Annotated in this window: 14 protein-coding genes and 1 tRNA gene; 7 read left to right on the forward strand and 8 right to left on the reverse strand. The window is 57.1% G+C overall.

From position 1 onward, the window contains the following. Positions 1-220: 220 nt before the first annotated feature. The 3 genes from rplM to KP707_RS12470 all read left to right on the forward strand — a co-directional run bounded on the left by rplM (position 221) and on the right by KP707_RS12470 (position 2,465). Positions 221-694: a 50S ribosomal protein L13 gene (gene rplM / locus KP707_RS12460; protein ID WP_046901116.1), complete on the forward strand. Its 474-nt coding sequence runs from the start codon at positions 221-223 to the stop codon at positions 692-694. Between the two features lie 9 nt (positions 695-703). Beyond that, positions 704-1,195 (forward strand): 30S ribosomal protein S9, encoded by a 492-nt coding sequence (gene rpsI / locus KP707_RS12465; RefSeq protein ID WP_010502298.1) that lies wholly within the window; start codon positions 704-706, stop codon positions 1,193-1,195. 190 nt (positions 1,196-1,385) lie between these two features. Further along, positions 1,386-2,465, forward strand: a complete 1,080-nt coding sequence (locus tag KP707_RS12470) for a branched-chain amino acid aminotransferase (protein WP_046901115.1) — start codon at positions 1,386-1,388, stop codon at positions 2,463-2,465. 178 nt (positions 2,466-2,643) lie between these two features. Here KP707_RS12470 and KP707_RS12475 read toward each other — a convergent pair. Continuing rightward, a tRNA-His gene (locus KP707_RS12475) sits at positions 2,644-2,719 on the reverse strand. Positions 2,720-2,795: 76 nt separating this feature from the next. Then, on the reverse strand, positions 2,796-3,659 hold the full coding sequence (locus KP707_RS12480) for an SDR family oxidoreductase (RefSeq protein ID WP_064275101.1): 864 nt from the start codon (positions 3,657-3,659) through the stop codon (positions 2,796-2,798). A gap of 173 nt (positions 3,660-3,832) precedes the next feature. Between KP707_RS12480 and KP707_RS12485 the strand changes: the two genes are divergently transcribed. From KP707_RS12485 to KP707_RS12500, 4 genes are all read left to right on the forward strand, one after another. Next, positions 3,833-5,287 (forward strand): SulP family inorganic anion transporter, encoded by a 1,455-nt coding sequence (locus tag KP707_RS12485; protein WP_211503251.1) that lies wholly within the window; start codon positions 3,833-3,835, stop codon positions 5,285-5,287. An 83-nt stretch (positions 5,288-5,370) separates the two neighbouring features. Beyond that, positions 5,371-5,985 (forward strand): cupin domain-containing protein, encoded by a 615-nt coding sequence (locus KP707_RS12490; RefSeq protein WP_211503250.1) that lies wholly within the window; start codon positions 5,371-5,373, stop codon positions 5,983-5,985. Beyond that, positions 5,982-6,407 carry a cupin domain-containing protein gene (locus KP707_RS12495; protein ID WP_211503249.1) on the forward strand — a complete coding sequence of 142 codons (426 nt, stop codon included), beginning with the start codon at positions 5,982-5,984 and terminating at the stop codon, positions 6,405-6,407. Before KP707_RS12490 ends, KP707_RS12495 begins: the two co-directional genes overlap by 4 nt. Before the next feature lie 203 nt (positions 6,408-6,610). Further along, positions 6,611-7,777: an OpgC family protein gene (locus KP707_RS12500; protein ID WP_211503248.1), complete on the forward strand. Its 1,167-nt coding sequence runs from the start codon at positions 6,611-6,613 to the stop codon at positions 7,775-7,777. Here KP707_RS12500 and hflX read toward each other — a convergent pair. From hflX to dusB, 6 genes are all read right to left on the reverse strand, one after another. After that, positions 7,750-9,057 carry a GTPase HflX gene (gene hflX, locus KP707_RS12505; RefSeq protein ID WP_046901109.1) on the reverse strand — a complete coding sequence of 436 codons (1,308 nt, stop codon included), beginning with the start codon at positions 9,055-9,057 and terminating at the stop codon, positions 7,750-7,752. The genes KP707_RS12500 and hflX overlap by 28 nt on opposite strands. After that, complete coding sequence (hfq, locus tag KP707_RS12510) at positions 9,054-9,269, reverse strand: RNA chaperone Hfq (RefSeq protein WP_369826498.1); 216 nt, start codon at positions 9,267-9,269, stop codon at positions 9,054-9,056. The genes hflX and hfq overlap by 4 nt, the downstream gene beginning before the upstream one ends. Positions 9,270-9,365: 96 nt before the next feature. Then, complete coding sequence (locus KP707_RS12515; protein WP_046901107.1) at positions 9,366-10,772, reverse strand: sigma-54 dependent transcriptional regulator; 1,407 nt, start codon at positions 10,770-10,772, stop codon at positions 9,366-9,368. Then, positions 10,762-13,056, reverse strand: coding sequence for a PAS domain-containing sensor histidine kinase (locus KP707_RS12520; protein ID WP_244974490.1), 2,295 nt, complete (start codon positions 13,054-13,056; stop codon positions 10,762-10,764). The genes KP707_RS12515 and KP707_RS12520 overlap by 11 nt, the downstream gene beginning before the upstream one ends. A 68-nt stretch (positions 13,057-13,124) precedes the next feature. Next, positions 13,125-13,853: a helix-turn-helix domain-containing protein gene (locus KP707_RS12525; RefSeq protein WP_046901105.1), complete on the reverse strand. Its 729-nt coding sequence runs from the start codon at positions 13,851-13,853 to the stop codon at positions 13,125-13,127. Between the two features lie 21 nt (positions 13,854-13,874). Then, positions 13,875-14,966 carry a tRNA dihydrouridine synthase DusB gene (gene dusB / locus KP707_RS12530; protein ID WP_211503247.1) on the reverse strand — a complete coding sequence of 364 codons (1,092 nt, stop codon included), beginning with the start codon at positions 14,964-14,966 and terminating at the stop codon, positions 13,875-13,877. Between the last annotated feature and the right edge of the window lie 14 nt (positions 14,967-14,980).

Genomic DNA, 14,980 nt, shown 5'->3' on the forward strand with positions numbered 1-14,980 from the left:
ATTACGGTATTATAATACCTCATAGCTCAAAACGGCTGGAAACCGGGCCGAATCAGCCATCATGATTCCAAAAGATGACTTGACGAGAGGCCGCGAGCCCGCAATAAGGCCGCACCTGATCCGCTTTCCAGGCAGCAGCATTCTCATCAGAGGATGTTTCTGTTTATGAGAGCGCCATCCACGGCGCGGCCCTGTCGCGCCCCAAGCTGGAATGTCACTAATGAAGACCACACGTTCGCTGAAGCCGGCGGAGGTGACGAAGAACTGGGTGCTGATCGACGCCGAAGGGCTCGTTCTCGGCCGTCTCGCCACCATCATCGCTACTCGTCTCCGCGGCAAGCACAAGCCGCAGTTTACCCCGCACGTCGACTGCGGTGACAACATTGTTGTCATCAACGCAGAAAAGATCGCTCTGACGGGTAACAAGTTCGGCCAGAAGCTCTTCCATTACCACACGGGTCATCCGGGTGGCATCAAGGAGCGCACCATCACGCAGCGTCTCACGGGCAAGAACCCGGGTCACGTTGTCGAGAAGGCTGTTGAGCGCATGATCACGCGCGGTCCTCTGCAGCGTGCTCAGATGAAGCACCTTTATGTTTACGCTGGTTCCGAGCACCCGCATGACGGCCAGAAGCCTGTCAAGCTGGACGTGGCTGCCCTGAACCGCAAGAACACAATCTCACACGAGTCGTAAGGCCTGACCATGTCCGAGACCCAAGAGCGCACCGGCACGCTGCAGGACCTTGCGAGCGTTGCTCCTGCAGTAGCCACCAACGCCGCCCCGGTTCACGAAGTAAAGCGTGACGCCCAGGGCCGTTCCTATGCTACCGGCCGTCGTAAGGACGCCGTAGCCCGTGTGTGGATCAAGCCTGGCAAGGGTGACATCATCGTCAATGGCCGTCCGGTCACGACGTATTTTGCCCGTCCGGTTCTGCGCATGCTTCTGACGCAGCCGTTCCTGATCGCTGACCGTTACAACCAGTTCGACGTGTATTGCACAGTCGCTGGTGGTGGTCTGTCCGGCCAGGCTGGTGCAGTTCGTCACGGTATCTCCCGTGCACTGACGCACTACGAGCCGAGCCTGCGTGGCATCCTGAAGGCTGCTGGCTTCCTGACGCGTGACAGCCGTATTGTCGAGCGTAAGAAGTACGGCCGTGCGAAGGCACGTCGTTCCTTCCAGTTCTCGAAGCGCTGATCCGTCAGCTTTTCGAAGCTTTGGAGAAACCCCGGTCACGATGTGGCCGGGGTTTTTTCATGCTTGGCGCGCAAACTTTAATTTCTATCAGAAAGTGAATTTGGAAATAATATTTCCCTATCGCCTCTCCCCACCTCCTGTGGCAGAGTGCCCCGCACGTTTATCAGAGTAGCTTGCGGAAGTTCTTTTCATGACGACCTTCACTATTGAAAAAACCGAAACCCCGATGGACCCGGCTCATCGCGCGCAGCTTCTTGTCAGCCCGGCTTTCGGTCGTGTTTTCACTGATCATATGGCGACCATCCGCTATACGAGCGAAAAAGGCTGGCACGACGCCAAAATTACAGCGCGCCGCCCCCTGAGCATCGATCCGGCGTCCACAGTCCTGCACTACGGACAGGAAATTTTCGAGGGCATGAAAGCCTATCGGGAAGCCGATGGTCATATCGCGACGTTCCGTCCGCAAGCCAACGCAGCCCGTTTCGCGGCCTCAGCCCGGCGGATGGGCATGGCTGAACTGCCCGAAGACCTCTTCATTCAAGCCGTGGATGAACTTGTCCGCATCGACCAGGACTGGGTTCCGGCTGGTGAAGGACAAAGCCTCTATCTTCGTCCCTTCATGATCTCCAATGAGGTGTTCCTCGGCGTAAAGCCTGCAAGCGAATACCTGTTCATTGTCATCGCCTGCCCGGTAGGCGCCTATTTCAGCGCAGGCTGCGTCTCTGTCTGGGTTTCCGAGTTCTACACCCGAGCAGCCATTGGTGGCACAGGCGAAGCCAAGTGCGGCGGCAACTATGCCGGCAGCCTTGTCGCTCAGGCCGAAGCCAAGGAGAAAGGCTGCGATCAGGTTCTGTTCCTCGATGCCCGTGAACGCCGCTATGTTGAAGAAATGGGCGGCATGAACGTGATGTTCGTGCGCAACGACGGCAAGATCGTCACGCCTCCCCTCGGAGGCACCATTCTACGCGGCATCACCCGTGACAGCCTGATCAGACTGGCTGCTGACAACGGCATCGAAGTCATCGAAGAACCCGTTGAAATCGACGAGATCTTCACAGGAGCCGCATCCGGGAAATACACCGAAGCCTTCGCCTGCGGCACGGCTGCGGTACTTTCACCCGTCGGCAAGCTGGTCCGCCCTTCCGGGGAAGCCGTATTTGGTGACGGCGAAACGCCGGGTCCGGTGGCAACCAAACTGAAGAAAATTTTGACCGATCTTCAGGGGGGCCGCACCAATGACGCCCATGGCTGGGTGCATCGCATCGTCTGACGACAAAAAACTCCTGTCAGTTCAATACTGGCAGGAGTTTTTTACAGCTTTGATAACCACAGATCAGGCTTTTCGCTTCTGATCGGTATCAGATACGGATTGCGCAGTTACACATCCGAAAGAACGCACCCAAACCCGTAATGGGCTTTAGTCAGGTAATATTTTCAAGAGAGATTGCTGGGGCGAATGACGGGGATCGAACCCGCGACAACCGGTACCACAAACCGGCGCTCTACCGACTGAGCTACATCCGCCACACAGCGATGCGTTCTTTAGAGAAAGGTTCAGCTGGCGTCTAGCCCTTTCTCAAAGTTTTCTTCAATTTTCTGCTTAGATAACAGGGACACCACCAGTTACAGCAATATTGGCACCCGAAACGTAACTTGCCTCATCACTGGCCAGAAAGACATAGGCCCCGGCGAGTTCCGCAGGTTGCCCCGGTCTTTTCATCGGACCATCTGCTCCAAAGTTGCGTACGTGCTCTCCGCCCATGGTTGCGGGAATCAGCGGCGTCCAGATTGGCCCTGGAGCAACCGTATTTGAACGTATTCCCTGTTCCGCCAGCAACTCTGCCAGACCACCACTGAAGTTCAATATGGCGCTTTTGGTTGCAGAATAAGCCAACAGCTTTGGCTTTGGCCGATCTGCATTGACTGAGACGGTGTGAATCAGGGAGCCGCCTTCAGGCATATGAGGAACAACCAGCCGCGATAGGCGGAACACCGCGCCTGAATTCGTATCAAACGTCAGATCCCATTCGTCTTCGCTGACATCTTCTAGAGATTCGCGTTCGATCTGAAAGGCAGCATTATTGACGAGCACATCCACCTTCCCGAACTCGGCCACCGTCTTGTCGACGATTTCCTTGCAGACGAAGCGTTCTTTAATGTCTCCCGGCAAGAGCAGCGCTTTTTTGCCAGCCTTCTCGACCCACGCAGCAGTCTCGCGTGCGTCGTCCATTTCTTCGGGCAGGAACGACAACGCCACGTCTGCGCCTTCCCGCGCAAAGGCGATCGCGACAGCACGGCCGATCCCGGAATCCCCTCCGGTAATGATTGCCGTTTTCCCCCTCAGGCGCCCATTCCCCACATAGGTCTGCTCGCCATGATCAGGCTTGGGTGTCATTTCCGATGTCTGGCCAGGAATATGCTTCTGCAATGGCGTGTCAAACGGGGGCTTCGGATATCGGCTCATGTCGAACTCCTTAAGTTGTCGCCATGCCAACGCCGTTAATGCAGTGAATGTTCAATCATCTTTCGACGTGAACATCTTCAATCCCGCTCCAAGGCACGTTACACTGGCCGCATCATTGCCGCGCCGGGCCCGAATACGTCGCACCCTGTAGCTCTTCACTCTCAAGGATTGTCATGACACCCGCTCTCTACCACCGCCAGTGGGGACAAAACCCGCTGCGTGAGGTTCTGGCTGGCATGGTTGGCACGTTTGCCCTCATTCCCGAAGTCATTGCCTTCTCTTACATCGCCGGTGTTTCACCTGCGGTCTCGCTGTTCGCGTCTTTTGTCATTTCGGTCTCAATCGCAATTTTTGGTGGCCGACCCGGAATGATCTCAGGAGCCGCAGGATCTGTTGCTCTCGTTGCCGCGCCACTCGTACATGCCCACGGCGTGCAGGCCATGCTGCTCGCCACCCTGATTGCCGGCGCTCTACAGATCGTCTTCGGCCTTCTGCGCCTTCAGGCCGTTATGCGGTTTGTTTCTGCGGAAGTGCGCACAGGCTTCGTCAATGCGCTGGCCATCATGATCTTTTCCGCACAGGTGCCACAGTTGCTGGGCGTTGGCTGGGAAACTTACGCCCTGATCGCTCTGGGCCTCGTCATCATCTACCTGCTTCCCAAGATTTCTGACGCCATCCCATCCCCATTGATCTGCATTGTCCTGCTGACGGCCATCACAATGGTCCATCCAATGCCTGTTCACACGGTGTCAGATCTGGGGGAACTCCCAACCGGTCTCCCTCACCTCACTCTTCCCCACATCAACCTGGATTGGGCGACCCTGTCCGCCGTTATTCCCTATGCCGTCGCCATGGCTGCCGTGGGTTTGCTGGAATCCATGATGACAGCATCAGTTGTCGATGACCTGACGGACACGCACGGCAATCAACGTATGGAATGCACTGGTCTTGGCATCTCCAACATCCTCGTTGGAGCATTCGGCGGCATTGCCGGGTGTGGCATGATCGGTCAGACAGTCGGCAATCTGCGTTACGGCGGCCGCGGACGTCTCTCCACCTTCACGGCAGGCGCTTTTCTGCTCGCCCTGATGGTCCTTCTTCATCGCTGGGTCGGACAGGTTCCAATGGCCGCTTTGGTCGCCATCATGATCATGGTCTCGATCAGCACATTTTCCTGGGGCAGCCTGCGAGACGTCACACGTCAGCCCAAGCTTTCAAGCCTGACAATGCTTGTGACCGTTATTGTGGTCGTGCTGACGCATGATCTGGCTGCCGGCGTTCTGGCCGGGGTGCTGCTGTCAGGTGTGTTTTTTGCCTGGCGCGCTGCTGGCCTCCTGACCGTAACCAGCCACCGCGAGGGATCAACAGAGACCTACACGATTTCCGGACAGGTCTTTTTTGCATCCGCAGACGGCCTTTCGGCTGAAATTGACTATCTGACGAACGCTGACCTCGTCGTACTCGATTTAACGCATGCAAGGTTCTGGGATGTCACGTCCGTGCAGGCACTGGAAAAGGTTCTGGACAAGCTTCGAAGTCATGGACGTACAGTTGAAGTCACAGGCCTGAAGCATGAGCAGCATGACATAATTGCATCCCAGTCAGACAATACGCTTCTGGCGATGTGAGACGCCTCTAAGGAAATATCGCGTCCGGGCAGGAAGCAGGATACAAAGGCCTCCTCATGATCGTGAGAAGGAAAGCTGCCCGGATGCGCAGATTTATTATTGCCAGCCTCATATGCTCCATCGTGGCATCTGGGGCTTCAGCTTCCGCGCCTCCCGAGCCTCAGAACAGCGACGCTGCGGCCCAGATCCCTGCCGCGGCACAAGCTCTGATCAATCGCTACAAGATGCACCCAGTGCCTGTAGAAGGCGGCTGGTTTTCCCAGCTTCAGCGCACCACAGAAACTATTGCTGGCTCGGCTTTGCCTGCCCGTTATGATGGCGTCACGCACCCTTTGTCCACGGCAATCCTCTTTGTAGAAACACGGCGTGACTTCTCCGCACTTCATAGCCTGAAGACAGCCGAGATCTGGCATTTCTATGCTGGAGACCCCGTTCATCTTTTACTGCTTCACCCTAATGGACAGGGCGAGAGCATTACGCTGGATAAAGATCATCCCGCGTATGTCGTGCCGGAAGGTGTTTGGCAGGGTTCAGCCCCTGCTGGGCCATCAGGCTGGTCATATGTCGGCACGACCATGGCGCCAGGCTTTATTCCAGAAGATTTTCAGTTAGGTGAACGCAACGCCCTTAGCGAGCGTTACCCTGCCTTCCGCAAGCAGATCTCTGCCCTCACCCGTGTGAAAGACAAGGTCCAATGAAGATCAGCCTTGGTATTCTGTCGCTTCTGTTTGCGCCTGGCTTCGCTGCCGCACAGGTTGTTCACCCCGACCATGTTCCAGCCATTTATCCCGCACCGGGAAGCACGCTACAGGAATTCATCGGTATCGGCGCTGCGCTTCCCTCCCATCACCAGAGCATCGCACTCTTCACCCTGACTGCCGGAACGGCCTATCCTGAGAGCTACAATCGACACTCGGAAGAAATCTTCCTGATTCAGGAGGGAGAGGGCACGGTTTGGCTCGGAGATCAGGCTAATCCCGTCAAAGCCGGGGACGTCATTCGCGTCAGCCCACATCTGAAGCATAAAATCGCGGCTGCCCCCCACTCATCTCTGAGTTTTTACGCAATTTCGGCTCCGCCTTTCTCCGCAGACGATTACGTTCAGACGCCTCCTCGCTAGCGGATTTCATCTCAGAAGCAATTTCCTTCAGGAAATTTAATATCTCTGAAATTTTATCAATATTAAAAGAATTACATCACCGTTCTTGTGAAGCAGAAGACACAGTCTGCTTTCCCCCTGCGGTTCTGTTTTCCATACAATCTTTAATGTTGCGGTAATCGAGTCTTCATACTCCGGTTTGATGAAAACTGTATTAAGGCCCTATGCAGCTGCCAGCCTCTTCGTCCGATGCACAGCCTTTACCGCGCAAGCATACCCGCGATCATCGTGTCGATGCACTGCGAGGCGCAGCTCTGCTGATGATGCTGGCTGACCATGTGCCTGATAACCTCATCAACCGAATTACCATTCGCAATTTCGGCTTTGCTGACGCAGCTGAAATCTTCGTCATGCTGGCAGGATATGCGTCCTATCTGGCATATGGTCGGTTGATCGACCGCGACGGCTGGACCAGTGGTATCCGCCGCATCCTGTCACGCTGCGCCAAGCTGTATATTTATCAGACAGCCATGACACTGGTGTTCGTCTGGACCGTTCGGCACTGGCGCCATTATGAGCCCGTACCTGAATATATTCTTGAGCCGCAACTGGCCCACGGATACGGCTGGCTATGGCGCATCCTGACGTTCGATGCGCTGCCGAGCTACCTGAACATCCTGCCGCTTTATATCGTTCTTCTGGCTCTTTTCCCGCTGATCTATGCTGCTCTCAAGAAAAGCGTCTGGCTGCTGCTTGGCGTCAGTGCAGCCATCTGGGCGATTGCCAATATCGATCCGCGCATCACGGTTCCAAATTGGCTGGACCCGAATGGCTGGTACATGAATCCGTTCGGTTGGCAGTTTCTATATATTCTGGGTGTGCTCGGTGCCGTTTGGGCATCCAAGCATAATGGCGACCTGCCAGTCCGAACATGGGCCAAGGTGCTGTGTGGAAGCTACCTGATTGGCGCCTTTATCCTCTGCTTTCCGTATGAATACTGGCACCTGAGCGGGCTGCGCCTATTTCCGGCCCCACCCAACAATGGGAAATCGACCCTCGCCGTCTGGCGATTGTTCGACATCATGTCGATCTTTTATCTCGTGCAGTCTTCACGTGTTCTACGTCGTTTTTCAGCCGATCGTCTGGGCCAGATTCTGGCTTTGCTTGGCAGAAATTCACTGGAAGTGTTCTCGTTCGGCACAGTGCTGGATTTGCTGGGACGCCTGATCCTTGGAAGTTTTGGAACAGGCTTGGGCCTTCAGATCATTATTAATGTTCTGGGGCTTATTTTAACCTTCGCGCTGGCAATCCCGCTGGACCGCTCCCGCCAGAAGGCGAAAGCGGCCCGTGCACGCATGGCCCCTCAGGCCGTAGCAGCACGTCCGGGATAGCTGATTTCAAAGCGCTCACAGTCCATGGGGAAGAGACGGACCTGCACATCCATCCCGCCCTCATGATCAAACCGCTCGACCACTTCGCCATGCTGGTAAAGCCAGGCCAGTGCTGCACCATCCTGCAGGGACAGACTGACTTTCACATCCTGCATGGATTGCGTCAGATACTGGTCCAGTGTTTCGAACAGATCCGGGATGCCATCGCCTGTGATGGCCGAAATCACCACAGCGTTATCACGCTTCGGCACGGCTTCAACACCGCCGATCAGGTCTGCTTTGTTGAGAACCTCGATGGTTCGTTCCGGCCATTGGGCATCCAGCATGCCGTCCCGCACCATACCGTCCAGAACATTCAGCACGTCAGCACGCTGAGCGGCACTATCCGGATGAGCCACATCACGAACATGCAGAATAACATCTGCCTGCGAGACTTCTTCCAACGTTGCACGGAAGGCAGCAATCAGTTCTGTCGGCAGATCGCTGATGAACCCCACTGTATCAGACAGGATAACGTTCCGTCCTGACGGCAAACGCAGCGCGCGCATCGTGGGATCCAGCGTCGCGAAGAGCTGGTTTTCAGCATGGACTGCCGCGCCTGTCAGCGCGTTGAAGAGCGTGGACTTACCCGCATTGGTATATCCCACAAGGGCAACAATCGGGAATGGAACCCGCTTGCGGGCATCCCGATGCAGACCACGTGTGCGCCGAACCTGCTCCAGCTCTTTTTTGATCCGGCCGATCCGGTCCGCGAGCATTCGCTTATCTGCTTCGATCTGCGTTTCACCCGGTCCACCAAGGAAGCCGAAGCCACCGCGCTGACGCTCAAGATGGGTCCACAGACGTACAAGACGAGAGCGCTGATATTCGAGATGGGCCAGTTCGACCTGCAACACACCCTCTCGGGTGGCGGCACGGGCGCCGAAAATATCAAGGATCAGACCCGTCCGATCCATCACCTTGCACCCCAGCGCCTTTTCCAGATTGCGCTGCTGCCCCGGAGACAAGCGGGCATCGATAATGACGACATCGACCTGATCCAACTTCACGGCTTCGGCAAGCTGTTCGACCTGCCCGCTACCCAGCAGCGTTGCAGGGCGACGCGCCCGAAGCAGAATTGCCGCCTGCCGAACGATCACCAGTCCGATGGAGGCTGCAAGACCGACCGCTTCTTCCAGACGGGCATCTGCAGCCCGGATATCTTCCTGCTGTCCCGATTTCTCCCACGGGAGAATGACAGCAGCACGCGTGGCAGGCTTCTTGGTATCAAATCCGCTCAAAGTTCATTGTCCGCAAACCGCGGGAGGGCTCCCACGGGCATGATTGTACTGATGGCATGCTTGTAAATGAGTTGAACATGCCCATCCCGGCGCAGCAGCAGCGTGTGGCTGTCAAACTGAGCTACGACCCCCTGAAGCTTCACGCCATTGACGAGAAACACCGTGACCGGTGCCTCGATCTGATGGAGATGCTGGAGGAAAACTTCCTGCACAGCGTCTCTTCCGGCGGAAGTGGATGAAGTTTCTGACGTCACGATAATTTTGACTCGCCGGCCCTGAGGAAAAAAGGAATTGGGATCACTGCCCGTTTATCCCCCGACTGCCGGTGACGTCGAGCGATCTTCCTGTGTGGTAACACCAAGCTGCTTCAGCTTGCGATGCAATGCACTGCGTTCCATGCAGACGAAATTGGCCGTACGGCTGATATTGCCGCCAAACCGCATGAGCTGAACCTGTAGATACTGCGTTTCAAACAGGTCGCGGGCCTCTCGAAGCGGCAGACTCATAACGTCTGCCCCGGAGTTCAGGCGCGTCATGGACGGCGCACCCTGGCTGATACTGGATGGCAGCATATCAGCCCGGATCGGGTCACTCCCCGAGCCCGGCATCATGATGAGCAGACGCTCCATCAGGTTCCGCAGTTCACGCACATTGCCGGGCCACTCATAAGCCTGCAACGCCGCAAGCGCATCCACGGAAAGTTCGCGGATCGGCAATCCCGAAGACTGCGCGCAACGCTCCAGAAAGTGTTTGGCCAGTCCCGGAATATCTTCACGGCGCTCCCGGAGTGAAGGGATGCGCAGAGGGACGACGGCCAACCGGTAATACAGATCTTCCCGGAAGCGATGCGCCATGATTTCGGACTGAAGATCACGGTTTGTCGTGGCAATGACGCGCACATCAACCTTAAGGCGCGTGTTGCCTCCAATCCGCTCAAAAGTCTGGTCCTGCAAGGCACGAACGATCTTGCCCTGCGTCTCCAGCGGCATATCTGCCACCTCATCGAGCAGCAACGTTCCGCGATGGGCACGTTCCAGAACCCCACGGCGCGCAGGCTGGCCGTCCGTACCATCCAGACCAAACAGCTCTTCTTCAAAACGGTTCGGCGCGAGCGTGGCGCAGTTCAACGCGATGAACGGACCTTCCGCACGACGGGAGCGCGCATGAATCATCCGCGCGGCCACTTCCTTGCCTGAACCGGCTGGGCCGGTAATCAGCACCCGGGAGTTGGTCGGAGCCACGCGTTCGATCTGGGCCCGAACAGCCGAAACGGCAGCTCCTTCCCCCGATAGTGTCGTCTCAGGCCCGGCCCGCAGTCGCAGCTCTGCATTTTCGCGCTGCAAGCGGGCAGCTTCCAAAGCACGCTGAACCACCAGAAGCAGACGATCTGACTGGAACGGCTTCTCAATGAAGTCGTAGGCGCCATGCTTAAGACTGGCGACAGCCGTCTCAATGGTGCCGTGACCCGAAATCATCAGCGTAGGCAGACCAGGCTCTTCAGCCTGCATGACCTTGAGCAGTTCAATCCCGTCCAGCTTGGAACCCTGCAACCAGATGTCCAAAATAGCCAGGGACGGCCTGTGTGCCCTGAAAAGCTCCAAAGCCTGATCGGAGTTCGCGGCCGTGCGGGTCGCATATCCTTCGTCGTTCAGGATACCTTCGATCAGGAACCGGATATCCGGCTCGTCATCGACGATCAGAATCTCATGTTCCATCTGTCACCCTCATGATCCGGTCTTCCTTCTCTCCTGCACCACCCAGCTCCGCCAGAGGCAGAGACAGTGTGACGAGTGTCCCGCGCCGTCCGGATGACGGATCGGGGTCCCGATCGGTGAGCTGAAGCATCCCGGCATGGTCCTCCATGATCTTTTTGACAATCGCAAGGCCAAGACCTGTGCCCTTCGCCTTGTGTGTCACATAAGGCTCGGTCAACCGGTGGCGTTCCCCAGTCGGCAGACCAATCCCGTCATCTTCTATCCCTAGCAGGACATGCCCGTCCCGAATGTGCAAGCCCACCACAATGTGTCCAATTGGCTGCATCAGGGCATCAGACGCATTTTCCCGCAATTTTCCGCGGTCTGTCATGGTTATGGCATCTGCCGCATTCTGCAGAAGGTTTGTCAGTGCCTGCCCTATGAGTCGCCGATCACACCGAACGATAGGCCCTGAGGGCGGCAGATCCCGTGTTTCGAACACAATGTCGGGATGAGCGTTTCTTTGCAGCACCAGCGCTTCCCGGCAGATCCGGGAAAAGTCCTCGTTCTGCATCACGGGTTGTGGCATCCGTGCAAAAGCAGAAAACTCATCTACCATTCGGCCGATATCCCCAACCTGCCGGACAATTGTATCTACAAGCTGCGTATATGTGTCTGGATCGCTCTGAATTTCTTTCAGGAAGCGCCTTTTCAGCCGCTCTGCTGCAAGCTGGATTGGCGTCAGGGGGTTCTTGATTTCATGCGCTACACGTCGGGCCACGTCGGCCCAGGCCGCTTTACGCTGCGCTGACTGAAGCGCCGTGATGTCATCGAAGGTTACGACATAGCCGGCAACATCCGTGCCACGGAGTTCGGCCACGATCCGCACCAGGAGTGTTCGTCCGGCACCGGCACCGCCACCGTCACCTGGCCCTCCCGGGCGCTGCGCGCCATCCGTATCCACCTGGATTTCATCAGTATGGACGCGTTCGGGCGCCTGCCTTGCCTTGTCCAGCAGAGCTGAAAATTCCGGTACACTGACAGAGAGCCTCATACCGATCGCGGGTTGCAAATCCCGCTGGAGCACGACGGAAGCAGCCCTATTCGGCAGTTCGATTACCTGCCCCCGGTCCAGACCGATAACACCAGCCGAGACGCCTGCCAGAACAGTTTCCGTAAATCGCCGACGCTCATTGATCTGATCGTAAGCCTGCATCAGTTCTGACCGCTGACTTTCAAGCTGGTCGGTCATACGATTGAAGGCGCGGGAGAGCCCCACAACCTCATCGTCCTTTTCGCGGCTCGTCTTTGCTGGCACCGGAACACGAACACCCAGATCACCTTGGGAAATGCGCGTTGCGGCAAGAATGAGAAGGCCTAGCGGGTTCGCAATACGGTTGGCCAGCGCAAGCCCCGTCAACATGCCAACAGCCAAAACCAGCAATCCCATCAGGCCGAAGATCACCACGACAGTGACCTGCGTTTTGCCCCGATTGGCAATCATGTGCTGGTAATCCTGCACGAGCTCGTTGGTACGCCGCATATGCTCGAGGACATCAGGATCGACGGGTCGGGTAATGACCAGCATGAGCCCCGAATTTCCGCCCAGTGAGACAATGGCCCGCACCATGCGCTGATCAGGGCGGTTGAGAATGGCGACATCTCCCCCGCGTGCCATCTCCACCACAGACTTGGGCGGTAAAGGCGGCAGGGTATTCATGTCCGTCTTGCCAAGAAGGCCACCGACACCCAGAACTTTGTCTGTGAGCGGATCAAAGACCTCAGCATCGGTCAAACCACGCTCGTAAACCTCATCGTCCAGCAATTCCTGCAAACGGGATGGATTGTGGAACAGGTCTGTCCCGTGCGTGAACAGTTCATCGTTCTGAATAAGGATCAGCGTATTTGCGAGGGCAAATGCTTCTGTACGGATATTGTCGTTATGCTCCCGCAGATACCCCGCTGCTACAGAGCGGGCCTCCGTCAGAGCATTACTGACACGATTGGAAAACCAGATCTCCACGCCGTAATGGAAGAATAGCGCTGCAACAGCTCCCACGACGATGGTCGGTGCAACAGCGACAATTCCAAACAGGGTAATGAGGCGCGCATGAAGCCTTGCACCGGCTAACCCAAGCCGCCGTTCTGCCATCATGCGCCCGATCTGCACCACCCCTGCTGCCGTAATCAGCATGAGCATGATGAAGTCGAGCAGGAAGATGATAGCCTGCACCTGCGGACGATGCGCCAGTGACATACCGCCCGCGAGAACGACAAAAGTCGCGAACGCCAGAATCAATGCCATGACGGTTAGAAGAACCACCCCGTTGGCGCTTGTCAGTCGTCTCAGCACACGCCCCGGAGAAAAAGAACTCACTCGTCACTTCCCTTTGGAACCGTAATATCCAGTTCCCTGATTTTCTTGCGCAACGTGTTGCGGTTCAACCCAAGCATGGCAGCCGCGCGAAGCTGGTTCCCGCCTGTTCTCCGCAGGACCATGGTGATAAGCGGCCGCTCAACTTCGCCCACCACACTGGCGTGCAAATCACCCGCGTCGTTTTCCAGCCCGGTCTCGAAATACTCAGTTAACGGCCGCTCAAGCGCTCGCGCCAGCCCCCGTGGACGCTCGTTTCCTGTCCCCGGCAGGCGGCACACCGCACTGATGCGCTCAGGTCCGAGGCGCTGCGACGGCTCGAATGCTGCCAACCAGCGATGCAGACCGCTCTGAAAATTGCCCTGCCGCAGCAGAAGGGTCAGGTCGTGCCTGCTGGCGGCAATCACACGCAGATCCGTCTCGGGACGCTCAATCTCCGAGACAAACCGGACCTGTAACGCCGGACACAGGCAGTCGATCTCATCGACAAGCAGAGTCCCGCCCTGCGCCTGCTCGAACCAGCCGCTTTCACGCCCTCCGAACAGAGCGTCTTCGCGCAGCGCACAGGGGGTAGCTGTCAGGGCAGCGACCACAAAAGGCTGCTGCGCCCGCGCACTATGCGTGTGCAGTCGACGCGCCACGTCCTGACGATCGAGCCGGGATGCCCCATACAGAAACATCGGACGGCATGCTTCATCCGCCAGCAAGGGCTCAGCCTGCATCACCATCCCTGACTAAACCTTTGCCGGTCAGGCTGCTTCACTGCATCCATCACGCGGCATGCTGCCGGCTGGTCCGTTCTCACGGTCCCGGACAACGCCCGCTTCGATGTTCCGGTCATAGAACTCTTCCAGCATGGAGATTGCTTCCGGCGCGTTATCCACACGATTAATGGCGGAGCGGAATGTTGCAGAGCCGGGCAGACCGCCGGAGTACCAGGACACATGCTTGCGCGCCAGACGCAGACCGGGGCGCTCCCCGAAATGATCCAGCATCATCCTGTAGTGACGCAGGGCAATGGACTTTTCCGTTGCCAGATCCGGGTCCGAAACGTCCTGCCCGGTTTTCAGAGATTGAGCCACCTGCGCCGTGAACCATGGACGGCCATAACAGCCTCGTCCGATCATCACGCCATCCGCGCCAGACTGATGGAGCGCCTCACGGGCATCACGGATCGTATTGATGTCGCCATTCACGATCACCGGCAGACCCACAGCATCCTTCACGGTCTTTACGAAACGCCAGTCTGCAGTTCCGTTATAGAACATCTGACGGGTGCGACCATGAACCGTCACAAGCCGGATTCCGCTTTCTTCCGCAATTTTCGCAAGCCGTGGTGCGTTGAGGGAGTCGTGATCCCAACCCATGCGCATCTTGAGCGTCACGGGAACATTGACGGCCCGTGCCGTAGCCTCAAGAATCTTTCCAGCCTGCACTTCGTCCCGCATCAGGGCGGAACCCGCCATCTGGCCAATCGCGACCTTCTTCACAGGGCAACCGAAATTGATGTCGATGAGATTTGCGCCGCCATCGACCGCAATCTTTGCAGCCTGCGCCATCGCATCCGGATCGCAGCCGGCAAGCTGAACCGCATTCGGACCATTCCCGGCCGAACGCGCCATGCGCATGGTGTTCTCGTTCTCCCGGATCATTGCCCAGGATGCGATCATTTCAGACACGACCAGCCCCGCGCCAAGGTCGCGCGCAAGCTGGCGGAACGGCAGATCCGTAACCCCTGAAAGCGGAGCAAGGATCACCGGATCTTCGATCACTACGCCCTGGCCAAGATCAATGGGCGCGAGAACGCGGTTCGGGGGAGCGGAAGAGGAGGAAGCTGTCATGACACTGTTAATTT

Origin of the sequence: Gluconobacter sp. P5E10, from assembly GCF_018812145.1 — a bacterium.
In the GTDB taxonomy this organism is placed as follows: Bacteria; Pseudomonadota; Alphaproteobacteria; order Acetobacterales; family Acetobacteraceae; genus Gluconobacter; species Gluconobacter cerinus.